Genomic DNA, 25,198 nt, shown 5'->3' on the forward strand with positions numbered 1-25,198 from the left:
GAGATTATCATGAGCATGTTCACCACCCGCCCCGAAATCAAGGGCACTTTCGGCGTCGTCACCTCCACGCACTGGCTTGCCTCCTCTACCGGCATGGCGATGCTGGAGCGCGGCGGCAACGCCTTCGACGCCGCCGTCGCCGCGGGCTTCGTTTTGCAGGTGGTGGAGCCGCATCTGGTCGGGCCATCGGGGGAAGTGCCAATCATTTTCCACTCCGCCCGCACGGGCAAAACGGAAGTGCTCTGCGGCCAGGGCGTGACACCGGATGCGGCGACCATCGAGCGCTATAAAAGCGAAGGGCTCGATCTCGTCCCCGGCTCCGGCCTGCTGGCGACGGTCGTTCCCGGAGCGTTTGACGCATGGATGCTGATGCTGCGCGATCATGGCACGCTTGCTTTACGCGATGTACTGGAGCCCGCCATTTCCTATGCGCGCCACGGCCACCCGCTGTTGCCGCGCGTCGCCAACACCATCCGCGATCAGGCGGCTTTCTTCGAGAAGGAATGGCCGACCTCCTATGCCCTATGGGCACGCGGGGGCAATCTGCCTGAGGCCCACGATCTGTTCGTCAATGAAGCGCTTGCCGATACCTATCAGCGCATCGTCGATGAAGCGGAGGCCGCCACCGGCTCACGCGAGACGAAGATCGACCGCGCGCGGGATATGTTCTATCGCGGCTTTGTGGCTGAGGCGATCGACCGTTTCTGCCGGGAGACCGAGGCGATGGACACCAGCGGCGAACGGCACAAGGGGCTGTTGACCGCCGACGACATGGCGCGCTGGAGCGCCACCTATGAAACGCCGCTGACCTATGATTATCACGGCTGGACCGTCGCCAAGACCGGCCCATGGGGACAGGGACCCGCCTTCCTGCAAACGCTGGCGCTTTTGAAGGGCTTCGATCTTGCAGCCATGGATACGGTCGGGCCGGATTTCATCCACACCACCATCGAGGCGATGAAGCTCGCCTTCGCGGATCGTGAAGTCTATTACGGCGATCCCGATTTCGTAACCGTGCCAATGGAGCACCTGCTTTCCGAAGGCTACAACGCGGAGCGCCGCAAGCTTATCGGCTCCACCGCATCGCCAATTCTCGATCCCGGTCTGGTTCCCGGCTATGAAGCGCAGCGCGAGCGGGCCATCAGCCAATTCCGCTATGCGGGTGCGCATAAGCAGGAAGGTCTCGGCGCGGGCGAGCCGACCATGGCGCATTTGCGCACTGAAAAGCGCGGCGACACGGTGCATATCGACGTCATCGACCGTTTCGGCAATATGGTTTCGGCTACGCCCTCCGGCGGCTGGCTGCAATCCTCGCCGATCATCCCGGAACTGGGTTTCTGCCTCAACACGCGGGCGCAGATGTTCTGGCTAGAGGAGGGTTTGCCGGCGAGCCTTGCCCCACGCAAGCGCCCGCGCACGACGCTGACGCCCTCGCTCGCGCTTCTCCACGGCAAGCCGCGCATGGTCTTCGGCACGCCGGGCGGCGACCAGCAGGATCAATGGCAGATGCTCCTGTTCCTGCGCCATGTCCATCACGGCCTCAATTTGCAAGAGAGCATCGACCTGCCGCTGTTCCACACCATGCATTTCCCCTCGTCCTTCTACCCGCGTGAGGCGATCCTGAAGCGGCTCGTCATCGAGAAGAACATCGGTGAGCCGGTCATTGAGGAACTGAAGCGGCGCGGCCATGATGTCGAGGCCGTCGATGAATGGACCGTGGGGCGCCTCACCGCCGCCGAGCGGATGGAAAACGGTTTGCTCAAGGCCGCCGCAACCCCGCGCCTCATGCAAGCCTATGCCGTCGGGCGCTGACATGGGGCTCGATCTTTACGAGATGCTGTGGCTGGGAACCGGCCTTCTCATCGCGGGCGGCGTCACCGGCATTCTCGCCGGGCTCTTCGGCGTCGGCGGCGGGACCGTTATCGTTCCCATCCTCTACGAGCTGTTCCGCTCAATGGACGTGCCCGAGGCGGTGCGGATGCCGCTTTGCGTCGGCACCTCACTCGCCATCATCATACCCACCTCGATCCGTTCCTATAAGGCGCATCTGGCGCGCGGCATAGTGGATGTGAGCCTGCTCCGGGTTTGGGCCGTTCCCGTGGTCATCGGCGTCATCATCGGCAGCTTCATTGCCCGCTACGCGCCGGAGGAACTGTTCAAGGCGGTCTTCGTGGCCGTGGCCGGTGTTTCGGCCATCCGGCTGCTCTTCGGCAAGGATGGCTGGCGGCTTGGCGATACCGTGCCCGGCAAGATGGCGGTTCGCGGCGTCGGCGTGGTGATAGGCTTGCTGTCTTCGCTGATGGGTATCGGCGGCGGCCAGCTCTCCAACCTGTTCATGACCTTCTACAACCGCCCCATCCATCAGGCGGTGGCGACATCTTCCGGGCTTGGCGTCCTCATCTCCATTCCGGGCGCGCTCGGCTATATTTACGCGGGCTGGCCGCGCGCCGCCGAATTCCCCGACGTGGCTGCGCTGCAACCGCCCATGGCGCTCGGCTATGTGTCGCTCATCGGCCTCGTGCTTTTCATCCCGACAAGCATATGGGCGGCGCCGATCGGCGTAAAACTGGCGCATAGCTGGCCGAAACGGAAACTCGAAGTCGCCTTCGGCCTGTTTCTTCTTTTCATCTGCCTGCGCTTTCTCGCCAGCTTTTTCGTGTGAAAGAAAGTCCAATGCAAGACGAGCTGCTTTCCGTCCAGAACCTCAGCGTCTCTTTCTTAAGCGATGGACGGTGGACGACCGTCGTCCACGACATCTCCTTTGCCATCGAGGCGGGAACCACCGTGGCCATTGTCGGCGAATCCGGCTCGGGCAAGAGCGTCACCTCGCTGGCGCTCTTGCGGCTGTTGTTATCAGGCAGCAGCCGGGTCGAAGGGGATATCCGTTTTGCAGGAAAATCCTTGAGCAGCATGGACGATGCCGGGATGAGGCGCATCCGCGGCAATGAGATCGCGATGATCTTTCAGGAGCCGATGACCTCGCTCAATCCCAGCCTCACCATCGGCTTCCAGCTCGCGGAAGTCCTGATGACGCATCGCGGCATGGGCAAGGCGGAAGCTGAGGCCGAAGCAGTGCGGCTGATGGAGCGCGTCCGCATCCCGTCGCCTGCAACCCGCATTCACGACTACCCGCACCGTCTTTCGGGCGGTATGCGCCAGCGGGTGATGATCGCCATGGCGCTCGCCTGCCGCCCGAAGCTCTTGATCGCCGACGAGCCGACCACCGCGCTCGACGTGACCATTCAGGCGCAGATTCTCGACCTCATCCGCGAGTTGCAGCGGGAAGAGGGCATGGCCGTCCTCTTCATCACCCACGATATGGGCGTGGTTGCCGAAATCGCCGACCGGACAATCGTTATGCTCAATGGCCGCATCGTCGAAAGCGGCGCGACCGAAGATATATTCAACGCGCCGAAACATCCCTATACGCGCGCCTTGCTGTCGGCGGTGCCCAAGCTCGGCTCGATGCAGGGCGAGGCGCGGCCCAAAAAATTCGTGGAGATCGACCGCAGCACCGGCCTGCCGCTAAACGCGGAAGACAATGCGCCCTCCCCCGGCCCGGCGGAGGACGCAAAACCCGTGCTGGAAGTCAGGGATTTGCGCAAATATTTCGATATTCACAAAGGGCTTTTCCGCCGTATCGTCGGCCGTGTCCATGCGGTGGAAAACGTCTCGTTCAGCCTTGCCGAAGGCGAGACGCTGGCGCTGGTGGGCGAATCCGGCTGCGGGAAATCGACGACCGGACGGGCGATCATGCGCCTCAACGATCCGACCTCGGGCGAAATCCGGCTGAACGGCGAAGACATCCTCTCCTTAAGCGCGTCGGCTTTCCGCGACCGCCGCCGCGACATGCAGCTCATTTTTCAGGACCCGTTCGCCAGCCTCAATCCGAGCATGAAAGTTGGAGAAGTGATCGCCGAGCCAATCGTCGCCCATGGCATCGGCAGCCGTGCGGAGGCGCGGGAACGGGCCCGCGAATTGCTGCGGCAGGTGGGCCTCGATCCGCACGTATCGGATCGCTATCCGCATGAATTCTCCGGCGGCCAGCGCCAGCGTATCTCCATCGCCCGCGCGCTCTCGCTGCGCCCCAAGCTGATCGTCGCCGACGAGGCGGTTTCCGCGCTCGATGTTTCCATCAAGGCGCAGGTGGTCAATCTCATGCTGGATTTGCAGCGGGAATTGGGACTGGCCTTCCTGTTCATCAGCCATGATATGGCCGTGGTCGAGCGGATCAGCCATCGCGTCGCCGTCATGTATCTGGGCGAGATCGTCGAAATCGGCCCCCGCGCCGATATTTTCGGCAATCCCCAGCACCCCTATACCAAACGCCTGCTTTCAGCCGTTCCGGTCCCCGACCCCTCCCGCCGCGACAACCGCCCCGTCCTGAAGGTCAGCGAACTGAAAAGCCCCATCCGCCCCACTGATTATCAGCCGCAAATGCGCCCGTTCCGGCAGATCGGAACGGATCATTTCGTGCAGGAATGGGAAGGCGAATGGTTAAATTAGAGTAAATCATATAGCCCACACCCTCACCATGAATATTTCAACGTGCCGACGATCTTGCGCCGGTCGCCATAATATTCAGTCCCGTAATAGCTGCTCGCGATATATTTTCGGTCGAACAGATTGGTGGCGTTCACGGCCAGGGTCACATCGTCCGTCACCTTGTAGCTAACGGCGGCGTCAACGAGGGTGTAGCCTCCGATCGAGACGGTGTTGGCATCGTCGCCATAGCTCTGGCCGATATAGCGCACGCCGCCGCCGAGCGTCAGGTCGCCGCGCTTGCCTTCTCCCGGGATCGTATAATCGAGCCACGCCGATGCAAGGTGCCTGGGCACGCGGGAGGGGCGGTTGCCGGTATTGCCGCCGATCCCATCTTCGCGGATTTCTGAATCCCAATAGGAATAGGCGAGCGTCAGGTTGAGATTGTCGGCGATTGCTGCCTTCCCTTCCAGCTCTATGCCGCGCACGCCGACCTTGCCGATCTGCTCCTGCACGAGCGGCGTCACATAGGTCGGCACATTGGTCTGCGTCAGGTCGAACAGAGCCACCGTGAACAGGCCGTCAAACCCTTCCGGCTTGTATTTGAGGCCGACCTCATATTGCCTGCCCTCCTGGGGCTTCAACTCGCCCGTCATGGTATATCCATTAGCGGTTTGCGCCACCAGCGGCTGGAAGCTCTCCGAGTAATTCGCATAGACGGCAAAATCCGGCGTGATCTTGTAGGTCAGCCCGACGCGGCTGGTGAAATCGGAAGCCGTGTCATCGTCCCGCGTTCCTTTATCCGGGTAATCCGCCTTGGTGCGGACATGGTCCCAGCGCCCGCCCAGGGTTACGATCCAGCGGTCATCGAAGGTGAGCTGCTCCTGCGCATACAGGCCGACCGCCTGCTGCCTGACGCGCCAGTTCACATAGGGGCCGAGATTGATACAGGAGAGCCCGCAATAAACCGGATTATAGATGTCGATGGGCCCCGCCGTGCCCAGCAATATCTTTTCGTGCGTGTTGTCGTTGGTATAATCGACACCGACGAGCGTCTTGCTCTCGATCCGCTCCCCTGCCGTATCGTATTGCAGCTGGTTGTCGAAGGCATAACGGTTGGACATGCCGTCCACCGAATAGGCCGTTCGATCCGCGGTTGGATCGAATGATGCGCCGTAGACTTCGGCATAATCGAGGCTGAGATGTGTATAGCGGGCGTTCGAGCGGAACGTCAGGCTGTCATTGAACGCATGCTCGAACTGATAGCCAATATCGACCTGCTCCGTATTGAAGCGGTTGAAGTCCGGTTCGCCGAGGAAAGTATCGATATCGAGGCCGGAGCCAACCGGAAACCCACGGGCGCCGGTGCCGTCGCGCTTGTAATAATCGGTTAGGATGGTGAGCGAGGTGCCCTCTTCCGGCTTTATCGTCAGCGCCGGCGCGATATAGATGCGGTCGTCGCGGGAATAATCCCGCCCAAGATCGCCATCCTTGACGAGCCCGGTCAGGCGATAGCTCCACACGCCGTCGGCATCGACCGGCCCCCCGAAATCCATCCCCGCTTCCCTGGTGCCGTCGCCGAGGGAGGTGTAGATTTCGCCATGCTTCTCATCCAGCGGCCGTTTCGTGATGGCGTTGACGAGACCGCCCGGACCGTTGAGGCCGAAAAGCGTCGAGGTCGATCCCTTCAGCACCTCGACGCGCTGGAGGCCATAGGGTTCGAGGCGGCTGGCGGTGAACCAGGCGGGAATGCGCGCCGCCAGCCCGTCGCGATAGGTGCCGAGCGAGGTCTGGTCGAAGCCGCGAATACGGATATAGTCGTACCGGTCGTCATTGCCGAACTCATCGGTCAAAACGCTCGATGTGTAGGCGACCGCCTGCTGGAGATTCTCCACATTGCGCGTCTCCATCTCCTTCTGCGTCACGACGGAAACGGAAGCCGGCACATCGACCACCGGAGTGTCCGTCTTGGTACCAGTAGCAGTATTCTTGGCGACGATGGTGCGATCCGGTCCGCCCGCGCGATCCGATTTTCCATCGACCACGATGGTCTGCAGTTGGATTGCTTCGCCGTCCTGCGCCCAGCCCGTACCGGCCGTTACCGTTATCAAGGCACTGCTCGCAATCAACCGTTTCGCCAACGAACGCAGTCCAGCCTGCCCGCCAACCATCATCTCTCGTCCCCTCTTCAGACCCACATCAAGCAGTGTTTCGCCCGCTGGCCGACGCACTGCAGGCCGGAATTAATAAAACAGGACAAAAAGAGTCAACTTAAAATCCGCGTTTCGGATCAAGCTTGTGCGAGAATGTCGCGGATCGTTTTCATACTTGATATAAAAACTCATATTTTGTAATCCCGCCATCACACGATGGAGGGACGAATGAGCGAAACGCGGCAAGATCGGGGGCCGACGGCCAGGCCGGGAGCCTGCGCCTTCCGGGTGGAGGGGCTTTCCCTGACCATTGACGGCAAGGCGATTCTGCGCGACGTCTCGCTTCCCTTTCCAAAGGGCGAACTCATCGGCATTCTGGGCCATAACGGCTCGGGCAAATCCACGCTGATGCGGATCATGGCACGGCAGCAGAAGCCAACCGCTGGCCGTATCCAAGTCTTCGATGAGGATCTCGACAAGCTCGCCGAACGCGATTTTGCAAGGCGCGTCGCTTATCTGCCGCAGGATATCGGCGCCGGGGCGGACATGACCGTCCGTGAGCTCGTGGCCTGCGGGCGCTATCCATGGCATGGAGCGCTGGGCCGCTTCTCGGCGCGCGATGCGGAGAAGGTCGAGGCCGCCCTTGCCGCAACCCGCATCGAAGGCCTTGCCGCCCGGCTGGTCGGCACGCTTTCGGGCGGGGAACGCCAGCGCGTCTGGATTGCCATGCTGATTGCGCAGGACAGCGAGTGCCTGCTGCTGGACGAGCCGACGGCGGCGCTCGACATCGCCCATCAGATGGAAATCCTGTCGCTCGTGCGCGGACTCTGTCATTCCAGCGGGCTCAGCGTCATCGTCGTGCTGCACGATATCAACATGGCGGCGCGTTTCTGCGACCGCATTCATGCGCTGAAGAACGGGCAGGTCGTCGCCAGCGGCACACCCGCATCCATCGTCGAGCCGGAGCAGTTGAAAACGATTTACGGCCTCAGCATGGGTACGCTCCCCGCGCCGGGTCTCAACACGCCGCTTGCCTATGTCCAGTAAGATGCTGCATCTGACCCGACGAAGCCTCCTCCTTGCCGCCGCCGCGACGGCAATGCCGCGTCTCTCATGGGCGGCTCCTTCGCTGCGCATCGTCAGCCTCGACTACGGCCTCTCTTCGACGCTGCTTTCGCTCGGCGTGGTGCCGGCGGCCATTTCCGATCTCGCGGATTGGGGCCGCTGGGTGGTCGAGCCGGCCATGCCCTCGAGCGTCATCGATCTCGGCAATACGATGGAGGTCAATGTCGAAGTCCTTGCGCAAATCAGGCCCGACATCATCCTGATGACGCCTTATCTTGACCAGATAACGCCGATCGTTACGCCCTATGGCAAAGTCTCCCGGTACGAGATTTTCACACCCGATAGCGGCGCGATCCTGACGGCTTCCATCGCGGCGACCCGCAAGCTCGGAGCGGAAATCGGACGGGACGCCGAGGCGGAAGCATTCCTGACACGCGCCGACGCCTTTTTCGAGAATTGCCGTGCGCGGCTTGCCCGCCGGTCGCCCCCAGCCGTGACGCTCGTCAATTTCATGGATGCCCGCCATGCGCGGATTTATGGCTCACCCGGCCTGTTTCACAATGTGCTGGAAAGGATCGGTGTGCAAAACGCATGGAAGGAGCCCTCCAATTATTGGGGTTTCCAGACGATTTCCATCGAGGAACTGGCGCGCGTCACCGATTCCGATGCGATGCTCATTGCTTTCGATCCCGTTCCCGGAGAGGTGCTTCCGAAGCTCGCCCGAAGCCCCCTGTGGCAGGCGCTGCCATTTTCAAGGCCCGGCCAGTTCGCTGTGCTGCCGCCGACGCTGATGTTCGGCATGGTCAATGAAGCCATGCGGTTCGCCGGCCTGTTGACCGATCTTCTGGAGCGGCGGGCATGACGGGCGCTCTCGCAAGGCTGCGTCTCGGCCCCGCTTCGGTTGTCATCACCCTTCTGCTGCTCTCCACGCCCTCCATATGGTCGCTGGTCGCGGCGGGGTTCAAGGACGATGCCAACGCCGCCTATGACACCAGCCGCATGGTGCTTCTCTATTCGACGCTGCCGCGATTGGCGGTGGCGTTCATCGTCGGTGCCGCGACGTCCTTGTCCGGCGCCCTGTTCCAGCAGGTCCTGCGCAATCCGCTTGCTTCGCCGACCACGCTCGGCATCTCGGCGGGCGCCAATCTGTCACTCGTCATTGCTCTGCTGTTCTTCCCCGGCCTGCTGGGGCTTGGACGCGATCTGGTGGCGCTGGCCGGCAGCGCCATCGCCGCGGCAATCGTGATGAGCCTTGGCGCCCGCCGCGGCTTCTCCCCGTTTGTCCTCGTCCTGTCGGGTATGGTCGTCAGCCTTTGGTGCGGCTCGCTCGCGGCGATCCTGACGCTGCTCAACGACCGTTATCTCGCCAGCCTTTTCATCTGGGGCGCCGGGTCGCTCGCCCAGCAGAGCTGGGACATTACTCTGTCGCTGCTGTGGAAGACCGTTCTCCTTGCCGCCATTTGCGCGCTCATCGTGCGTCCGATGTCCCTACTGGAACTGGGCGAAAGCAATGCCTCGGCGCTTGGCGTCAGGCTGCGGCGGCTCCGGCTGGTGGCGATTTCCGTCGCCGTCACCCTTTCCGCCATCACGACGAGCGCCGTCGGCGTCATCGGTTTCATCGGCCTCCTCGCGCCCATCACCGCGCGCCTTGCCGGCGCGCGCCGCACCGGGGAATTTCTCGTCTGGTCCACGCTCATCGGCGGAGCGCTGCTGGTTCTGGCCGATGCGACGATTCAGGTGTTCGCCGGCGATCTCGGCGATTTTCTGCCGACCGGAGCGGTCACGGCGGTCTTCGGCTCACCGCTCCTGCTCCTGCTTCTGCCTCGCCTGAAAATCCGGCACAGGGCGCTCGAAGCAAGCCGCAGGATCAAGATGTCTTCGCTGCCGCGCCGGCGGCTATTCGTGATGATCTGCCTGGCGCTCGCCGGCATGATCCTGATCGGCCTCTTTGCCGGCAGGTCCCTCGATGGCGGCTGGAACTGGCTCGGCCCCCACCTCATGGACACGCTGTTGCCGCTGCGGGCGCCCAAGGTGCTGGCGGCGATAGCCTCCGGCGCCATGCTCGCCGCCGCCGGTGTCATTCTCCAGAGAATGACCGGCAACGAGATGGCCAGCCCCGAGGTTCTCGGCATCAGCGCGGGCGCGACCTTCGGCTTGATGGCCGCTGTCTTCCTCGTTGCCTCTCCAGGCATTCTCGGCCAGCTCGGCTTCGCCGCCATCGGCGCTCTCGGCGTCATGATGGTCATCTTCGTCCTTGCCTTGCGGTCGGGGCTTGCGCCCGAGCGCGTGCTCCTTGCCGGGATCGCGCTCAGCGCCATGATGGATGCGGTGGTCGGCGTCCTTGCCTCCAGCGGCGACCCGCGCGCGCTGCTGCTCATGCGCTGGATGAGCGGCTCGACCTATAATGTCGGTGCCGGTTCGGCGCTGGCCGCCATGGCCGTGGCGTTGCCGCTGCTGGCGGGCGTACTTCTGGCACGCCGGTGGCTGGAGCTGCTGCCCCTGGGTACGACACCGGCGGCTGCCATCGGCGTCAGGATCACGCAGTCCCGTCTCATCCTGTTCGGCCTTGCGGGTCTCCTGAGCGCGGCCGCCACGGTCTGTGTCGGGCCGCTGAGTTTCATCGGCCTGATGGCGCCGCATCTGGCGCGGGAGGCCGGCCTCGTCAGGGCCCTGCCCCAGACCGCCGGCGCGGCGGCCATCGGCGCGGCGCTCATGGTGCTGGCCGATTGGCTGGGCCGCACCATCGCCTATCCCTATCAGGTGCCGGCCGGCCTGGTATCTGCGCTTGTCGGTGCACCGTTTCTCATCCTGATGATGAGAAATGGACGCGGGTGGCCAAGTTAAAGTCGAACCTAGTAATCATTGCGACGACGGCGGCTGGCATCTCGGCCACACCGTCGACGGCACCCAGGCCTGCGTCGTGTCATTATCGAGGCTGCCTCACCATTTGTACCGGAGACCCGCCAGCACCGTACGTCCGTTTCCGTACTGGCAATAATAGTCGGAACTGCAGGAGGAATAATATTCCTCGTCGGTGAGGTTGGTCGCATTGAGCGTCGCCTCAAGCCCTTTCAGGCCTGGGTTCTTCGCTCCGAAATCGTAGCGGAGCGCGGCGTCGATGCGTGTAGCCATCAGCCTTCACCGTATTGGCGTCGTTGCTGTAGCTGGATCCGACGAAACGAACGCCCCCGCCGATGCTCAATCCTTCCAGCGCGCCGGTATCGACAGTGTAGTTTGCCCAGAGCGAGCCTTAATAGCGCGGCACGGCCTGCGGCCGGTTGCCGATGATCGACACGATGCTGGATTCGAAGATCTCCGTATCAAGGAGGGAGAGCTTGGCGATCAGTTCCAGATTGCCGGTTAAATTGCCTCTTGCCTCAAATTCCACGCCGCGCGAATGGATCTCGCCCTGCTGCTCGTTGAAGCCGGTTGCCGCGTTGAAGTAGACGACATTCTGCTGGCGGATATCGAAAGCGGACAGTGTGAAGACGGTATCGAGCCCCGTCGGCTGATATTTGATACCCACCTCATATTGTTGGGCTTCCGTTGGCTGAAGCGGATTGCCATTGGCTCCGACGCTGGTCGAGGGCTCGAATGAGGTGAAGTAACTGACGTAAGGCGCTACGCCATTATCGAACAGATAGAGCAGCCCGGCGCGATAGCTCATCGGAGTGATCGATATCCAGTTCAAGATATTCTCGGATTACGGGTCACACATCAAACGCTTTCCGGCCATCCGCACCTATCACCGCAAGCACCAACCGCTCTGCCTCGTACCGTGGGGAAGGCACGATCCTTACTTCGACATCAACGAGATCATGGCCTTTCATCGAACGCTCGATGCGGTGGAAATCCACGTCTTCGAAAGCGCGCATCAGCTTCTGGAAACTCATCATAGAGAGTGCGCAGCTCTGATGAGCCGCTTTATGCTCGACGTGGAGGCCGGAGTTTTCCGGTAAACTGCTGGATCGTAGCCTTAAAGATATGGCGTTGCGCTGCGGGTCGAGGCAGATTTATCCTGCCCGGCGCTGAACTTCGAAGGAATGTTTTTGTGAGCATCGCGAGCGACGCCCGTTTCTGGGACAGATCATCACGGAAATATGCCAAGGGCGCGATAGCGGATCCGGCCGGTTATGCGCGAACGCTCGATCGGACGCGTGCCTTGCTGAAGCCGAACGACCGGGTGCTCGAACTGGGCTGCGGCACCGGGACAACGGCTCTGACGCTGGCTGGCGATGTACAAAGCTATCTTGCGACGGACTTTTCCGCCGAGATGATCGAAATCGCTAGGGAGAAGTACAGCGTTTCCGCCATCCCCGAACTGGCGTTTCAGACCGCAACGGCGGAGACCATCTCCCCAGAGGCCGGACCGTTCGACGCGGTCCTGGGCTTTAATTATCTTCACCTGGTCCGTGACCTGTCCAGCGCCTTGCGACATATTCATACCCTACTCGTTCCAAGGGGCCTGTACATTTCGAAAACACCGTGCCTGGGAGACATGAACCCGCTCATCCGGATAGCCTTGCTGCCCGCAATGCGCGCGATCGGCATGGCGCCTTACGCCGGTGTTTTCCGCGCAACGGAGCTTTGCGAGCTGATGCGTGCCGCAGGTTTCGACGTGCTTGCCATCGAAAACCATGCGACCAAAGGCAACGAGAACCGGCCTTATGTCGTGGCGCGCAAACGCTGACGGCGCGCAGTCACACCGTCGCGCGGTTCTCGATGCCTGTTACGCTCCGCTATTGCCGGGCAGGGAGCTATAATCATTGAAACGGCGCAATCTAGATCAGGTATCGTTGCGCGCTTCGAGGAATGGTTGCGGCCAAGCCTTGCAGCCGGAACGCTGGCGCTCGTTCTGCGGGATTAGTGGCCGTCTTTTCCCCATTACTCCGGACGTCGCTTGGTGCCATCTCCCCTACGGGCATTTCTCGATTTCATAAAATCAGCGAAGTAAATGTAATAGCGATCCACTCTGCAGGACTCGGGAGCCAGACGATGACGGCTGCAGCGACACAGATGAAGGGAAAAGGTACATGAGTTATCGTTATACATTATCTTATCTAATATTCCTGATGGCCTGATATCGCCCCAATGAGCGATGTTTGGATAAAAGAAACTGATTCAGTGCTTAAGCGTCTCTGGGAGGGGAACATGTCCAACAACATCGCTTCGCAAGCGGAGCGGGAGAGCCCGATTATCGTGATTGGAACCGCGCGCAGCGGCACCAATTTGCTGGCCCGTATCCTGAATACGCACAGTCGCATTCGGGTATCGGGGCCAATTCACATCATGCAGACCCTCGCTCGGCTTCAGCCAACCTATGGCGATCTGTCCGATGACAAGCAGATGCGGGCGCTCATCCGGGATGCCCGGCTCTTGGCAGCAAATCACACGGTACCCTGGAAGAAAGTTCCCAGTACGGAGGATGTACTCGCCGCACTTCCGCAGCGTAGCGTCTTCGGGGTCATGGCTGCGCTCTGTGAACTGGATGCTCGGGCCGCCGGCAAGGTACGGTGGTGCGACAAGAGCCTCGGCATGATCGATCATGTCGACGCGGTTCGATCCGTCTATCCCGGAGCGCGCTTCATATGGCTCGTGCGAGATCCTCGCGATGTCGCCGCTTCAGCCCGCGGGTCGGTGTTTCTGCCGTGCCATCCCGAGCGTACCGCAAGGCTTTGGCAACAACAGCAGGAGCGTGGCATGCAGCTTGCCGAAGCGCTGCCCGGCGCCGTACATTTGCTACGGTACGAGGACCTCGTTGGCGAGCCGGCCACGACGCTGGAACGGTTATGCGCGTTCCTGAGAGAACACTATGAACCTGGGATGCTCGATTACCACTCCCGCGATCCGGAAGCGCAGCGATATGCTGAACTGTCGACGTCTTGGACGAATCTGGGCAAGCCGTTGCTCGCCAACAATACGCAGAAATACATGAACAAACTCACTGCAGACGATGTCGCCGCAGTCGAGACGATTTGCGCGCCCGCTATGATGTATCTAGGCTATCCGGCGACGCAGCAGCCAGTATCCTCCGCCCAGCTTGCCAGCCCCGGCCATCGCGCGTCGGTGCTTGCTGCGAGCGCGATGATGCGCCTGAAGGTCGAAATTGTCTCAGCCCGAAATGACAAATCCCATTGGCCACGTTGGCGGCGTACCGTGCTCGATCATTGGATTACGCTGCGCCAACGTCTGCGCGGCACGCGCCACTGAGCTTATCACAGCCCCGCCCAGCCGGGAGCGTTCCGGCTTTGATAGAAAGCGGTTCGAGTTCCAGCAATGCGGAGCTCCGACACGAGACGGTTGACCCTCGAAGGCCAGCGCCGAGGCCGCATGGTGTCGGTCATCGGAAGACCGCGTCGCCGCAGCGTTCAGGCCGCTTCCTTGCGGATATAATCCGGAAATTTTTCGCTGATTTGGTCGATGATCGAGAGCGTACCTGTGAGATGTTTTCGCAAAGCCGCCGTGGCCTTCTCCGGGTCACCGGAGCGGATGCCGTCCACGATAGCCTGATGATCCTCCAACACCGTCTGCAACTTGCCTGGCATAGGCAGATTGAGGCGCCGCAGTCGGTCGAGGTGGACGCTCTGGCGGCGGACATTGGCCCATAATTGCAGGATGTTCGTTCGCTCATAAAGCGTCCGGTGAAAATCCCGGTCGAGGCTGTCGTAGATATCGAAGGTTTCCGGCGAAGCGACCGCCTGCTGCTGCCGCAGGACTACGCTTAGCTTGGCGCCCGTCTCCTCCGGAGAGTCCAGCGTCAGGCGCCGTACTGCCTCTAATTCTATGGAAAGCCGCATGAACTGCGCCTGCCGCGCATGGTTTACGTCGATCTTCGCCACAACGGTTGCATATTGCGGATAGATATCGACCAGCCCCTCCTCCTGCAACCGCATCAGAGCATCGCGAACCGGGGTCTGGCTCACCCCGAATTCCAGTTGCAGCGACGCGCGTGACAACACCGTACCCGGCACCAGATCAACTGTAAGAATCCTGTCCCGCAGGATTTCATGGATCTGCAAGGCGACCTGCCGCGACCGGTCGAGTTGGCTGTCCCTGATCATTCCGCTCATAAAGGCTCCTTTTCAAGTCAGACCTGTTAAAGCACAAAACGGGGATTGATGCACTGATGTTTTAGTGCTTTAATGCATCTAGTTCGCCTTGGGAGGAGCCTTGGGGCGGATGAGGACAGCAGTCCGACAATCAGGGAGGAACACATGCGACCACTTATCGGCGGCGCGATTGCGCTCGCCATGGCTTTAGGCCTTGCAAGCGCAGGCCATACCCAGGAGAAGACCACCCTTTCCATCACCCGCCAGCCGGGCATTCTCTATCTCGCCAGCCATGTGATGGAGACGCAGAAGCTGATCGAGAAACATGCCGCTGCCGACGGTGTCCCTGACCTCAAGGTCGAGTGGCGGACCTTCAGCGGCGGCGGGGCGCAGACCGACGCGCTGCTGGCCGGCAATGTCGATGTCGTCAACACGGGGACCGGCAATCTGCTACTGCTCTGGGACCGTACGCGAGGCAAGGTCAAGGGCATCATCACCAGTTCGGCCCAGCCGGTGATCATGGTTTCCAACGACCCGCGCATCAAAACGCTTCAGGATATCGGTCCCGGCGACAAGATCGCGGTACCGACCGTCGGCGTCTCGACACAGGCCATCCTGCTGCAGATGGCGGCGGCGAAGATGTATGGGGATGGCGAGGTCAAGAAGTTCGACCCGAACACGGTTCAGCTCGGCCATCCCGATGCGGTGGCGGCCATCGCCAATCCGCAGCATGAAGTGCGCAATCACTTCTCGGCGCCCCCTTTCCAATATGTCGAACTGAAACAGCAGGGCGTGCACAAGGTGATCGACTCGCGTGAGATTCTTGGCGGCGCGCTGACGCAGGCGACTTTCTTTACCACCACCGACTTTGCCGATGCCAACCCGAAGCTGGTGAAGGCGCTGCGAACGGCGACCGAGGAGGCCATCGCCTTCATCAAGAAAGATCCGAAATCGGCGTTGGAAGCCTATAAGACCGTGTCGGGCGACAAGACCAGCCTCGATGACCTCATGGCCATGCTGAAAGAGCCGCATATGGACGAGTGGCGCACCGACCCGCAAGGCACGATGAAGTTCGCCGAGCACCTCCACAAGATCGGCACACTGAAGACGATGCCGAAGGCATGGACCGACTATTACTTGGCCGACTCCGCCTATCTCAACGGCAATTGAGTGGCGTGCAGCGGCGGCAACGCCGCTGCCTTATCTCAGGGAGTAAAAATCATGTTGCAGGTCACGCCGGCGGCCATTGCCGGGTCAAATCCGCAAACCCGGCCGCTTCTTCAGGTCGACAGCGTCACGCTACGCTACAAGACGCCCAATCTCCTGATCACCGCGACGGAAGGCGTCAGTTTCAGCGTCGATCAGTCGGACCGGTTCGTGCTGCTCGGTCCTTCCGGCTGCGGCAAGTCCACGCTGCTCAAGGCCATCGGCGGGTATATGAAGCCATCCGCAGGGAGCATCCATATCAATGGAAGACAGGTGAAACGCCCGGGTCCCGACCGGATGATGGTGTTTCAGGAATTCGACCAGCTGATGCCCTGGAAGACGGTGTTGGAAAACGTCATGTTTCCGCTGACCGTGGCGCGCAAGCTGGCAACGAACGAAGCGGAAGCCATCGCGCGCGATTACATAGACAAGGTAAAACTCACCCGCGCCGTCGATAGCTACCCCCATACGCTCTCGGGCGGGATGAAGCAGCGCGTCGCCATCGCCCGCGGCATGGCGATGCAGCCCGACATCCTGTTGATGGACGAGCCCTTCGCCGCGCTTGACGCCCTCACCCGGCGCCAGATGCAGGACGAGCTTCTGCAGCTTTGGGAAGACACGAAGTTCACCGTCATCTTCGTCACCCACTCGATTGCCGAGGCGATCAAAATCTCGAACCGCATCCTCCTGCTCTCGCCCCATCCGGGCCGCGTGAAGGCGGAGGTGGTGGACGTGGACAAGGCCCGTCCGGACGACGGCAGCGCGGCAGCGCTGGAGCGCGACATCCACAACATGCTGTTTTCGTCCGAGCCGGGGCACAGGGAGTAAGGTAATGAATTCTCCGCAGATCATCCTCGCCTCCGAGGCTGGAACGGGCCAGCCGCTCGACAATGTAAGCGCGATCGAGCAGAAGCTCAGCCCATTCGAAACGGTCTGGGGCATCGGCGCGGTCCGCAAGACGGTTTTGATCGTCGTCCTGGCGATCGTCTGGCAGGTCTATGCGACCTATCTTGACAACCCGCTGCTGTTTCCGACCCTCAGCGACACACTGATCACGCTTTATGACCGCTTCGCCGACGGCACCCTACCGAGCCGCATCTGGACCACATTGCAGGTGCTGTGCATGGGCTATGCGACGGGAACGGTGCTGGCGGCGCTGCTGACCATTATCGCCATCAACACCCGGATCGGTACGGATTTCCTCGAGACGATGACGGCGATGTTCAATCCGCTGCCTGCGATCTCGCTCCTGCCGCTGGCGCTGATCTGGTTCGGCCTCGGCGCGTCCAGCCTCGTCTTTGTGCTGGTGCATTCGGTGCTCTGGGCGGTCGCGCTCAACACCCATTCCGGCTTTCTCGGGGTTTCACGAACGCTGCGCATGGTCGGCGCGAATTATGGGCTGACCGGTCTTTCCTACGTTCTCAAAATCCTCGTGCCGGCGGCGTTTCCTTCGATCCTTACGGGCCTCAAGATCGGCTGGGCCTTCGCCTGGCGCACGCTCATCGCCGCCGAACTCGTCTTCGGCGTATCCTCCGGACAGGGCGGGCTTGGCTGGTTCATCTTCGAGAACCGCAATCTGCTCGATATTCCGGCCGTGTTCGCCGGGCTTCTCACCGTCATCATCATAGGCCTGATCGTCGAGAACCTCGTGTTCCAGACGATCGAGCGCCATACGATCCAGAAATGGGGAATGAAGGAATGAGCCGTTCCCATTCCCGTCGCAAATTATAAGGCAAGGATCATGCAACAGAAAAAGACTGCCGAGGCGCTACGCAGCGCGCGCTGGTTCGCGCCCGACGACCTCAGAAGCTCCGGCCACCGCTCCCGCACCATGCAGATGGGTTATGCGCTGGAAGAATGGATGGGAAAACCCATCATCGCGATCCTCAACACATGGTCGGACGCCAATCCCTGCCACGCCCATTTCAAGCACCGGGTGGAGGATGTGAAACGCGGTATTCTGCAGGCGGGTGGTTTTCCGCTGGAGCTTCCGGCACTGTCGCTCTCCGAAAGTTATGTGAAGCCGACGACCATGCTCTACCGCAACATGCTGGCCATGGAAGCGGAAGAGCTTCTGCGCTCCCACCCGGTCGATGGGGCGGTGCTGATGGGCGGCTGCGACAAGACAACGCCCGGCCTCGTCATGGGCGGCATCAGCATGGGGCTTCCCATGATCTATCTCCCCGCCGGGCCGATGTTGCGCGGCAATTACCGCGGCCAGCCGCTCGGCTCCGGCTCCGATGCGTGGAAATTCTGGGACGAGCGCCGCGCCGGGCTCTTGAGCGAACGCGAATGGGTCGAGGCGGAGGCCGGCATCGCCCGCTCCTACGGCCATTGCATGACCATGGGCACCGCGAGCACCATGACCGCAATCGCCGAGGCACTGGGCCTGACCCTGCCGGGCGCAAGCTCGATCCCGGCGGCGGATTCCAACCATATCCGCATGTCCTCCGCCGTCGGCCGCCGCATCGTCGAGATGGTGTGGGAGGATCTGGTTCCCTCGCAAATCATCACCCCCGCCTCGGTCCACAACGCCGTCACGGTCGCCATGGCGACGGGCTGCTCAACCAATGCGGTGGTGCATCTGCTGGCGATGGCGCGGCGCGCGGGGATTGACCTGACGCTTGACGATCTCGACCGCGCGGGCAAGAAGACGCCTGTCCTCGCCAATATCCGCCCAACCGGCAAGACTTACCTGATGGAGGATTTTTACTATGCCGGCGGCCTGCGCGCCCTGATGGCGAAGCTGGGCGATCTCCTCGACCTCTCGGCCATGACCGTTTCCGGCAGGACGCTGGGCGAGACCCTGGAAGGCGCGGAATGTTTCAATGACGATGTCATCCGCTCGCTGGACAATCCGGTCTATCACGAAGGCTCGCTTGCGGTGCTGAAGGGCAATCTCGCCCCCAATGGGGCCGTCATCAAACCCGCCGCCTGCGATCCGCGTTTCCACAAGCATCAAGGCCCAGCCCTCGTCTTCGACAGCTACCCCGAGATGAAGGCGGCGGTGGACGATGAGAATCTCGACATCACGCCCGACCATGTGATGGTCCTACGCGGCGCGGGACCGCAAGGCGGCCCCGGAATGCCGGAATGGGGCATGCTGCCGATCCCCAAGGCGCTGCTGAAACAAGGCCATCGCGACATGCTTCGTCTTTCCGATGCGCGCATGAGCGGCACCAGCTATGGCGCCTGCATTCTGCATGTCTCACCGGAATCCCATGTCGGCGGCCCGCTGGCGCTGCTGAAGAACGGCGACATCGTGCGGCTCGACCTCGAAGCGCGCCGCATCGACATGCTGGTTAGCGACGAAGAACTCGAGCAACGCCGCCGCGCGTGGGTCAAGCCGGCGGACAAGATCGGCCGCGGCTATGGCTGGATGTTTGCCCGCCATGTCGGCCAAGCGGATACCGGCGCCGATTTCGATTTCCTTGAAACCAGTTTCGGCCCCACCGCCGCCGAACCCGATATCTACTAAAAGGAGCATACAATGACCGGCTATGTCTTGAGCGATGCCACGCGCCAGAAACTGATGGGCGTCGCGACGCCGACGATTGCCACGGCGCTCTACAAGCGAGGCCTGCGCAACCAGTTCATTCAGGATGTCCATCCTCTTTCCGCCAAAAAGCGGAACATGGTCGGACAGGCCTTCACCCTGCGCTATATCCCGGCGCGGGAGGATCTGAACAGCCTCGAAGTCTTCAAGAACCCTGACCACCCGCAGCGCGCCGCTGTCGAGCATTGCCCTCCCGGAGCCGTGCTAGTCATGGACAGCCGCAAGGACGCGCGGGCGGCATCGGCGGGCTCGATCCTCGTCTCACGCCTCATGGTGCGCGGCGTGGCGGGCGTCGTCACCGACGGGGGCTTCCGCGACAGTCCGGAAATCGCCGCGCTCGACATCCGCGCCTATCACCACCGCCCTTCCGCGCCGACGAACCTGACGCATAACCAGGCCCTCGACATCAATGTGCCGATCGGCTGCGGCGACGTGCCGGTCTGGCCGGGCGACGTGGTGGTCGGCGACGACGAAGGCGTCATCGTCATCCCCGCGCATCTTGCCGACGAAATCGCCGACGAAACGGTGGAAATGACTGCATATGAGGATTTCGTCACCGAAAAGGTGCTGGCCGGCGCCACCATCATCGGCCTCTATCCGCCCACAAGCGAAGCGCCCCGGCAGGAATTCGCCGAATGGCGCAAGCGGAAGGGGCGATGATCCGGCCGTCAACTGCGTTTTCGCAAGATATTGACATCAGAACCTACGAGATTTTGTGCCGCCTCGTTGATGTTCGTCTGTCTGAGATCGACCCCCTCGCAGCGGCCCGCCCGAGCAACGCTTTGATTGCACCCCTAGTGATCATCCAGCGAACCCTGGGCGTAAAAATGCTGCCGGATCGTGCGCGTGTATGAGCCGAATTCCGGCGACGCCATCACCTTGAGATCACGCGGGCGGGGCAGGTCTATGTCGTAAATCGCCGCGACGGAGCCGGGCCGTTCGCTCATCACCACCACCCGGTCGGAGAGATAGACCGCTTCCGGAATGCTATGCGTGATGAGCAGGACCGTCTTTTTCGACTCCAGCCAGATCCGCTGCAATTCGACATTCATCTTCTCGCGGGTCATGGCATCGAGCGCGCCGAAGGGCTCGTCCATCAGCAACACCTTGGGATCATGCAGCAGCGCCCTGCAGATCGAAGCGCGCTGCTGCATGCCGCCTGAGAGCTGCCAGGGATATTTATTCTCGAAACCCGTGAGCCCGGCCATGGCAATAAGGGCTTCGGCCCGCTTGCGGGCCGAAGCCTTGTTCATATTGCGCATTTCGGCCTGAAGCAGGATATTGTCGATGATATTGCGCCAGGCCAGGAGCACGGCGCTCTGGAAGACGATGCCGACATCCGTTTGCGGGCCGGTAATCCGCCTGCCGGCCAGCAGGAGTTCGCCCTCGGTGATCGGAGCCAGTCCCGCCACCAGCCGCAGCAAGGTGCTTTTGCCGCAACCGGATGGTCCCACGACCGACACAAACTCCCCTTCCCTGATGGAGAGGTCGATCGGCCGCAACGCTTCGAAAGTGCCGAACTTCTTGGTCACCTTGCGAAGCTGGATCAGGTCGGCCTTGTCCCGCAGCTTGACGATATTATCCGCCATCGGTTCCCCGGAAATGCGCGCCGGTCTCATGGAAAGCCTCACGGAAGGAAGGCGTCGGTGTAATATTTCGACGCGTCGTTGTCGGAGGGTTTCAGCGTTCCGACAGCGATCATTGTGGCGACCGTTTCATCCACCTGAGCCTTGGTGACCCGGAGCGGCCGTCCGCTATCCGATTCCTTCGATTTGAAAAGCGGAATCGCGATTTTCAGCCCGTTCAGCAGGCTCTCCTTCTTGCCCGCATTCGGATAGGCGCTGCGGATCGCTTCGACAGCTTCCTCCGGATGCTGCACGGTATATTCGAACGAGCGCGTCGCCGCCTTCATGAATTTCTTCAAGAGTTCCGGATTGGATTCGACCGTCTCCTTGTTGACGATGAAGGACGAACCGATGCTGTTCACGCCGAAATCGGCATAGAGCATATTGGTCACCGGCTTGCCGGTCGCTTCCTCGATCTGGGGACCCTGATCCATCGCAAAGCCCAGCAGGGCGTCGGCCTGTCCCGTGATGACCGCGTTCACCTTGGTCTTTGCGTCGCCATTGACCGTCTTGTAATCGGTCTGCTTCAACCCGTTCTTCTCAAGGAAGAGCGGCCAGGATTGCGAGGGCGAGTCGCCCGCCGTCATGGCGATGGTGAGGCCCTTCACCTTTTCCGGCTTGTCGATGCCCTTTTCCTTGAGGCTGACGACCGCGAAAGGGCTTCGCTGCAGGGCCGAGCCGATGGAGATGACGGGCGCACCTTTCGCCGCCAGCGCCATCATGGTCGTCATATCGGCAAAGCCGACCGTGACATTGCCCGCAGCCACAGCCTGGACGGTAGGACCGGAGCCGCGCCCCTCCTGAATCTCCAGATCGACGCCCTCCTCCTTGAAGAAGCCTTTCTGCTGGCCAAGGATCAGCGGCGCGTGAAGGCCGGTGACATACCAGTTCAGCATCAAAGTCGCCTTTTCCGGCTGTTGAGCCCGCGCCGTGCCTGCCGCTGCGATAACAAGCGCGGCTGAGAGAGCGCATCGCTTGAGTAATCCCTTAACTTTCATCTGTTTCCTCCTCCACTTGTTGTCTTTAATTCAGTGCGCGCCCGCCATGCCCGTGCGGTTGGAAATGTGCCAGGGCAGCATGAGCTTTTCGATCACGTCGATGACGACGAACAGAACTACGCCCATCAGCGACAGCACGATCAGCGCCGAAAACATTAGCGGCAGGTCGAAATTGCCGTTCGCACGCTGCAATACGTAGCCGATGCCGGAATTGGAGCCGACGAACTCCCCGACCACCGCTCCCACCACGGCCAAGGTGACCGACACTTTCATGCTGGAAAAGATCGCGGGCAGCGCGTTGGGCAGGCTGATCTTGTAGAACATCTTCAGGCGCGTGCTGCCCATCGACTTTGCCAGATCGATGAGATCAGCCTCCAGCGACTTGAACCCCATGACGGTGGAAACCACGACGGGGAAGAAGCCGAGCAGGAAGGCGACGATGATCTTCGGAAATATCCCGAAGCCGAACCACACGACGAAGAGAGGCGCGATGGCCACTTTCGGAACGCTCTGCGAGAAGACCAGCAGCGGATAGAGATAGCTCTCCACCGTCTTCGAATAGGCGATCAGCATCGCCAGCGGAACGCCGATGACCACGGAAAGGACGAAACCGCCGATGGTGGCCTGCAGCGTCGGGATGGTCTCAGTGAGCAGCATCCGCCACTCCTCGGCCATCTTCATCGCGACATCCGTCGGCGTCGGGATGAGATAAGCCGGAATGGCAAAGGCCCTGATCGACAGGTCCCACAGAATGACGAGAACCGCGACGAGCAGGATGGGGCGAACAAGCGGCGATTGGATCAGACGTCGCATCCCGCCCTCCCCGCCATGGCTTCGCTGCATGGTCTACAACACATCGCAATCTCCTCCCTTGCGATCAATGTTCGTGGCGCTCCTCAATTCACCACTTAGGGAATTAAGGTCTTGTCAGAACGCTCAAGTCAAGGCGTCCACAAGTCCCTTCCAGTCGTCATTCTCGGGCTTGTCCCGAGAATCTACCGCGCGTCTCAAAACATCGAGGTAGCTCGTTTCACTCCTGTCGCAGATTCTCGGGACAAGCCCGAGAATGACGGTCGGAGAGCTTCTAACAACCCGCAGCCCTCTCCACGATGACGCGCATCACCTCGTCGGCATCCCGCTTCCACCAATTGGCCGCCGAGAAAATCTCCACCTCGTTCAGCCCCCCGAAACCATTTGCCTCGACGCGCTTGCGCAGGCGGGAGATGTCGATGACACCATCCCCCATCATCCCGCGGTCCAGCAGAAGGTCTTGGGTAGGCACCAGCCAGTCGCAGATGTGAAAGGCCATCAGGCGTTCGGGTCCTGCCCTGTCGATCTGCTCTTCCACCTCCGGGTCCCACCAGACATGATAGACATCGACCGCCACGCCGATGCCGGGACCCAGCCGGTCGCAGATGTCGAGCGCCTGCCGCAGCGTGTTCACGCAGGCCCGGTCGGCGGCATACATCGGATGCAGCGGCTCGATGGCGATTTTTACGCCGCAGGTCCGGGCATATTCGAGCGAATGCGCCAGCCCCTCCTCGGCGATCTCACGCGCCCGGCCGATATGTTTCGAGCCCGGCACCATGCCGCCGACGACCATGACAAGACACTCCGCGCCGATGGTCGCGGCATCGTCGATGGCCTTTTTGTTGTCGTCGATGGCTTCCTGGGAGAGCGGATCGGCTGTCGTGTACCAGCCGCCACGGCATAGGCCCGACACGGAGAGGCCCGCATCGCGGATTAGCCTTGCCGCCATGCTGGCGCCCAGTTCGTCCAGCTTGTCGCGCCATGGCGAAATTCCGCCGAAGCCGTGGCGAGCGCAACCCTCGATGCATTCGCGGAGGTTCCATTGCGCCCTGACGGTGGCGGTGTTGAGGGAAAGACGGTCTGCCGTGATCATCTCAAACCCCGATCCCGTGAACCGCCATGACACGGGCCGCGCGGATGGCTGTCTGGTCCGGATCGTCGAAAAGACCGGCACGGCTTGCCAGACGCACGATATCGGCCAGATGCTGCGCCGACCGCGCGCTCTGCTGTCCGCCCAGCATGGTGAAGTGATCCTGATGGCCGTTGAGATAGGCCATGAACACCACGCCGGTCTTGTAGAAGCGGGTCGGCGCCCTGAAAATGTGCCGTGAGAGCGGGACCGTGGGGCCGAACGCGGCGTGATAGGCCTCCATGTCGTCCCTGTTCAGCGCGCTCAGCGCCCGCGCCGCCGCGCCTGCGATGGGATCGAATATCCCGAGCAGGGCGTGGCTGTAGCCGTGCTCGTCGCCCGCGATGAGTTCGGGATAGTTGAAGTCGTCGCCCGTATACATCCTGACGCCCTCGGGCAGGCGGCGGCGCATGGAGATTTCCTTCTCAGCGGAAAGGAGGGAAATCTTGATGCCATCCACCTTGGCGGCATTCTCAGCGATGACGCCAAGGCAGGTCTCCATCGCCGCCATATGGTTCCTGTCGCCCCAATAGCCCTCGAGCGCCGGATCGAACATCTCGCCCAGCCAGTGAAGGATGGCGGGTTCCTTCAGCGAACCGAGTATCCGCCCATAGACCTTGCGGTAATCGTCCGGAGATTTCGCCAGTTTCGCAAGCGCCCGCGACGCCATGAGAATGATGCGCCCACCCGCCGCTTCCACCGCCTCGCATTGCTGCTCATAAGCCGCGATCACGTCATCGAGCGTCGCCGCATCGGATGCCGCGAGGTGATCCGTGCCCGCGCCGCAGGCGATGAGATGACCGCCCGGCTTCGCCAGCGCGACGCTGCGCCTGATCAGTTCGAGCGATGTCGGCCAATCCATCCCCATGCCGCGCTGGGCGGTATCCATGGCTTCGGCGACACCGAATCCCCTAGACCAGAGATGTTCGCGGAAGGCCAGCGTCCTGTCCCAATCGACAGCGCAATCGAGCCATGGATCATTGTCGGCAAAGGGGTCTGTGACCATATGCGCCGCCGCATAAGCGATACGGTTCCACGCGCCGCCTTCGGCAACTGCAGCCGGAGGCGCGATCTCAAAGGTTTCGAGGCCGCCCTCTTTGGTCGGAAGGATGACGGAAGCCATGA

General features: G+C 61.5%; 23 protein-coding genes. 14 read left to right on the forward strand and 9 right to left on the reverse strand.

All coding sequences use genetic code 11. The annotated features are described in order from the left end of the window. Positions 1 to 9 precede the first annotated feature (9 nt). From ACOWVG_RS16405 to ACOWVG_RS16415, 3 genes are read left to right on the forward strand one after another with little or no spacing between them, the layout of a single operon-like run. Positions 10 to 1,812 (forward strand): gamma-glutamyltransferase family protein, encoded by a 1,803-nt coding sequence (locus tag ACOWVG_RS16405; RefSeq protein ID WP_420963393.1) that lies wholly within the window; start codon positions 10 to 12, stop codon positions 1,810 to 1,812. A 1-nt stretch (position 1,813) separates the two neighbouring features. Beyond that, positions 1,814 to 2,662 (forward strand): sulfite exporter TauE/SafE family protein, encoded by an 849-nt coding sequence (locus ACOWVG_RS16410; protein WP_420963394.1) that lies wholly within the window; start codon positions 1,814 to 1,816, stop codon positions 2,660 to 2,662. Positions 2,663 to 2,673: 11 nt separating this feature from the next. Then, positions 2,674 to 4,506, forward strand: coding sequence for an ABC transporter ATP-binding protein (locus ACOWVG_RS16415; RefSeq protein WP_420963395.1), 1,833 nt, complete (start codon positions 2,674 to 2,676; stop codon positions 4,504 to 4,506). Positions 4,507 to 4,529: 23 nt separating this feature from the next. Here ACOWVG_RS16415 and ACOWVG_RS16420 read toward each other — a convergent pair whose 3' ends face one another. Then, positions 4,530 to 6,656, reverse strand: coding sequence for a TonB-dependent siderophore receptor (locus ACOWVG_RS16420; RefSeq protein ID WP_420963396.1), 2,127 nt, complete (start codon positions 6,654 to 6,656; stop codon positions 4,530 to 4,532). Positions 6,657 to 6,863: 207 nt separating this feature from the next. On the opposite strand from ACOWVG_RS16420, the gene ACOWVG_RS16425 reads away from it, so the two are divergent. The 3 genes from ACOWVG_RS16425 to fhuB are packed head-to-tail and all read left to right on the forward strand — an operon-like array spanning position 6,864 to position 10,544. Continuing rightward, positions 6,864 to 7,682 (forward strand): ABC transporter ATP-binding protein, encoded by an 819-nt coding sequence (locus ACOWVG_RS16425; RefSeq protein WP_420963397.1) that lies wholly within the window; start codon positions 6,864 to 6,866, stop codon positions 7,680 to 7,682. A gap of 4 nt (positions 7,683 to 7,686) precedes the next feature. Beyond that, positions 7,687 to 8,562 (forward strand): ABC transporter substrate-binding protein, encoded by an 876-nt coding sequence (locus ACOWVG_RS16430; protein WP_420963445.1) that lies wholly within the window; start codon positions 7,687 to 7,689, stop codon positions 8,560 to 8,562. Next, the gene (gene fhuB, locus ACOWVG_RS16435) at positions 8,559 to 10,544 is read left to right on the forward strand and encodes a Fe(3+)-hydroxamate ABC transporter permease FhuB (RefSeq protein ID WP_420963398.1); all 1,986 of its coding nucleotides are present in this window, start codon (positions 8,559 to 8,561) and stop codon (positions 10,542 to 10,544) included. The genes ACOWVG_RS16430 and fhuB overlap by 4 nt, the downstream gene beginning before the upstream one ends. A gap of 96 nt (positions 10,545 to 10,640) precedes the next feature. Here the strand turns inward: fhuB and ACOWVG_RS16440 are convergent, their stop codons facing one another. Further along, on the reverse strand, positions 10,641 to 10,832 hold the full coding sequence (locus ACOWVG_RS16440; protein WP_420963399.1) for a hypothetical protein: 192 nt from the start codon (positions 10,830 to 10,832) through the stop codon (positions 10,641 to 10,643). A 118-nt stretch (positions 10,833 to 10,950) separates the two neighbouring features. Further along, positions 10,951 to 11,367, reverse strand: coding sequence for a TonB-dependent receptor domain-containing protein (locus tag ACOWVG_RS16445; protein ID WP_420963400.1), 417 nt, complete (start codon positions 11,365 to 11,367; stop codon positions 10,951 to 10,953). 4 nt (positions 11,368 to 11,371) lie between these two features. On the opposite strand from ACOWVG_RS16445, the gene ACOWVG_RS16450 reads away from it, so the two are divergent. From ACOWVG_RS16450 to ACOWVG_RS16460, 3 genes are all read left to right on the forward strand, one after another. Then, positions 11,372 to 11,659: a hypothetical protein gene (locus tag ACOWVG_RS16450; protein ID WP_420963401.1), complete on the forward strand. Its 288-nt coding sequence runs from the start codon at positions 11,372 to 11,374 to the stop codon at positions 11,657 to 11,659. 59 nt (positions 11,660 to 11,718) lie between these two features. Continuing rightward, positions 11,719 to 12,390, forward strand: a complete 672-nt coding sequence (locus ACOWVG_RS16455) for a class I SAM-dependent methyltransferase (protein WP_420963446.1) — start codon at positions 11,719 to 11,721, stop codon at positions 12,388 to 12,390. A gap of 461 nt (positions 12,391 to 12,851) precedes the next feature. Beyond that, a complete protein-coding gene (locus ACOWVG_RS16460) occupies positions 12,852 to 13,910 on the forward strand; it encodes a sulfotransferase family protein (RefSeq protein ID WP_420963402.1) in 1,059 nt (352 codons plus the stop codon). 158 nt (positions 13,911 to 14,068) lie between these two features. Here the strand turns inward: ACOWVG_RS16460 and ACOWVG_RS16465 are convergent, their stop codons facing one another. Next, entirely contained in the window at positions 14,069 to 14,770 is a 702-nt protein-coding gene (locus tag ACOWVG_RS16465; protein ID WP_420963403.1) for a GntR family transcriptional regulator, read from the reverse strand. A gap of 144 nt (positions 14,771 to 14,914) precedes the next feature. Between ACOWVG_RS16465 and ACOWVG_RS16470 the strand changes: the two genes are divergently transcribed. Genes ACOWVG_RS16470 through ACOWVG_RS16490 form a run of 5 tightly spaced genes read left to right on the forward strand, consistent with a single transcriptional unit; the run spans position 14,915 to position 20,171 of the window. Next, positions 14,915 to 15,919: an ABC transporter substrate-binding protein gene (locus tag ACOWVG_RS16470; RefSeq protein WP_420963404.1), complete on the forward strand. Its 1,005-nt coding sequence runs from the start codon at positions 14,915 to 14,917 to the stop codon at positions 15,917 to 15,919. Positions 15,920 to 15,970: 51 nt separating this feature from the next. Then, positions 15,971 to 16,783: an ABC transporter ATP-binding protein gene (locus ACOWVG_RS16475; protein ID WP_420963405.1), complete on the forward strand. Its 813-nt coding sequence runs from the start codon at positions 15,971 to 15,973 to the stop codon at positions 16,781 to 16,783. A 4-nt stretch (positions 16,784 to 16,787) separates the two neighbouring features. Then, complete coding sequence (locus tag ACOWVG_RS16480; RefSeq protein WP_420963406.1) at positions 16,788 to 17,657, forward strand: ABC transporter permease; 870 nt, start codon at positions 16,788 to 16,790, stop codon at positions 17,655 to 17,657. Positions 17,658 to 17,696: 39 nt separating this feature from the next. Further along, positions 17,697 to 19,433 (forward strand): L-arabinonate dehydratase, encoded by a 1,737-nt coding sequence (araD, locus tag ACOWVG_RS16485; protein ID WP_420963407.1) that lies wholly within the window; start codon positions 17,697 to 17,699, stop codon positions 19,431 to 19,433. Positions 19,434 to 19,445: 12 nt separating this feature from the next. Further along, positions 19,446 to 20,171: a ribonuclease activity regulator RraA gene (locus ACOWVG_RS16490; RefSeq protein WP_420963408.1), complete on the forward strand. Its 726-nt coding sequence runs from the start codon at positions 19,446 to 19,448 to the stop codon at positions 20,169 to 20,171. Between the two features lie 134 nt (positions 20,172 to 20,305). Here ACOWVG_RS16490 and ACOWVG_RS16495 read toward each other — a convergent pair whose 3' ends face one another. The 5 genes from ACOWVG_RS16495 to ACOWVG_RS16515 form a co-directional block, all read right to left on the reverse strand. Further along, on the reverse strand, positions 20,306 to 21,100 hold the full coding sequence (locus tag ACOWVG_RS16495; RefSeq protein ID WP_420963409.1) for an ABC transporter ATP-binding protein: 795 nt from the start codon (positions 21,098 to 21,100) through the stop codon (positions 20,306 to 20,308). A gap of 38 nt (positions 21,101 to 21,138) precedes the next feature. Next, the gene (locus ACOWVG_RS16500; RefSeq protein ID WP_420963410.1) at positions 21,139 to 22,134 is read right to left on the reverse strand and encodes an ABC transporter substrate-binding protein; all 996 of its coding nucleotides are present in this window, start codon (positions 22,132 to 22,134) and stop codon (positions 21,139 to 21,141) included. A 30-nt stretch (positions 22,135 to 22,164) separates the two neighbouring features. After that, positions 22,165 to 22,947, reverse strand: coding sequence for an ABC transporter permease (locus ACOWVG_RS16505; RefSeq protein ID WP_420963411.1), 783 nt, complete (start codon positions 22,945 to 22,947; stop codon positions 22,165 to 22,167). A gap of 271 nt (positions 22,948 to 23,218) precedes the next feature. After that, positions 23,219 to 24,034 carry a sugar phosphate isomerase/epimerase family protein gene (locus tag ACOWVG_RS16510; protein ID WP_420963447.1) on the reverse strand — a complete coding sequence of 272 codons (816 nt, stop codon included), beginning with the start codon at positions 24,032 to 24,034 and terminating at the stop codon, positions 23,219 to 23,221. A gap of 4 nt (positions 24,035 to 24,038) precedes the next feature. After that, positions 24,039 to 25,196, reverse strand: a complete 1,158-nt coding sequence (locus tag ACOWVG_RS16515; RefSeq protein WP_420963412.1) for a dihydrodipicolinate synthase family protein — start codon at positions 25,194 to 25,196, stop codon at positions 24,039 to 24,041. Positions 25,197 to 25,198: the final 2 nt, after the last annotated feature.

The organism is Brucella sp. IR073 (assembly GCF_049065735.1).
In the GTDB taxonomy this organism is placed as follows: Bacteria; Pseudomonadota; Alphaproteobacteria; order Rhizobiales; family Rhizobiaceae; genus Paramesorhizobium.

Bases quoted from the DNA above. Each gene is read 5' to 3' on its own strand.
- ACOWVG_RS16505 (WP_420963411.1), bottom strand. From the start codon at position 22,947: ATGCGACGTCTGATCCAATCGCCGCTTGTTCGCCCCATCCTGCTCGTC.
- ACOWVG_RS16410 (WP_420963394.1), top strand. From the start codon at position 1,814: ATGGGGCTCGATCTTTACGAGATGCTGTGGCTGGGAACCGGCCTTCTC.
- ACOWVG_RS16480 (WP_420963406.1), top strand. From the start codon at position 16,788: ATGAATTCTCCGCAGATCATCCTCGCCTCCGAGGCTGGAACGGGCCAG.
- ACOWVG_RS16515 (WP_420963412.1), bottom strand. From the start codon at position 25,196: ATGGCTTCCGTCATCCTTCCGACCAAAGAGGGCGGCCTCGAAACCTTT.
- ACOWVG_RS16425 (WP_420963397.1), top strand. From the start codon at position 6,864: ATGAGCGAAACGCGGCAAGATCGGGGGCCGACGGCCAGGCCGGGAGCC.
- araD (WP_420963407.1), top strand. From the start codon at position 17,697: ATGCAACAGAAAAAGACTGCCGAGGCGCTACGCAGCGCGCGCTGGTTC.
- ACOWVG_RS16440 (WP_420963399.1), bottom strand. From the start codon at position 10,832: ATGGCTACACGCATCGACGCCGCGCTCCGCTACGATTTCGGAGCGAAG.
- ACOWVG_RS16500 (WP_420963410.1), bottom strand. From the start codon at position 22,134: ATGAAAGTTAAGGGATTACTCAAGCGATGCGCTCTCTCAGCCGCGCTT.
- ACOWVG_RS16460 (WP_420963402.1), top strand. From the start codon at position 12,852: ATGTCCAACAACATCGCTTCGCAAGCGGAGCGGGAGAGCCCGATTATC.
- ACOWVG_RS16470 (WP_420963404.1), top strand. From the start codon at position 14,915: ATGCGACCACTTATCGGCGGCGCGATTGCGCTCGCCATGGCTTTAGGC.
- ACOWVG_RS16490 (WP_420963408.1), top strand. From the start codon at position 19,446: ATGACCGGCTATGTCTTGAGCGATGCCACGCGCCAGAAACTGATGGGC.
- ACOWVG_RS16495 (WP_420963409.1), bottom strand. From the start codon at position 21,100: ATGGCGGATAATATCGTCAAGCTGCGGGACAAGGCCGACCTGATCCAG.
- ACOWVG_RS16445 (WP_420963400.1), bottom strand. From the start codon at position 11,367: ATGAGCTATCGCGCCGGGCTGCTCTATCTGTTCGATAATGGCGTAGCG.
- ACOWVG_RS16465 (WP_420963403.1), bottom strand. From the start codon at position 14,770: ATGAGCGGAATGATCAGGGACAGCCAACTCGACCGGTCGCGGCAGGTC.
- ACOWVG_RS16415 (WP_420963395.1), top strand. From the start codon at position 2,674: ATGCAAGACGAGCTGCTTTCCGTCCAGAACCTCAGCGTCTCTTTCTTA.
- ACOWVG_RS16475 (WP_420963405.1), top strand. From the start codon at position 15,971: ATGTTGCAGGTCACGCCGGCGGCCATTGCCGGGTCAAATCCGCAAACC.
- fhuB (WP_420963398.1), top strand. From the start codon at position 8,559: ATGACGGGCGCTCTCGCAAGGCTGCGTCTCGGCCCCGCTTCGGTTGTC.
- ACOWVG_RS16420 (WP_420963396.1), bottom strand. From the start codon at position 6,656: ATGATGGTTGGCGGGCAGGCTGGACTGCGTTCGTTGGCGAAACGGTTG.
- ACOWVG_RS16405 (WP_420963393.1), top strand. From the start codon at position 10: ATGAGCATGTTCACCACCCGCCCCGAAATCAAGGGCACTTTCGGCGTC.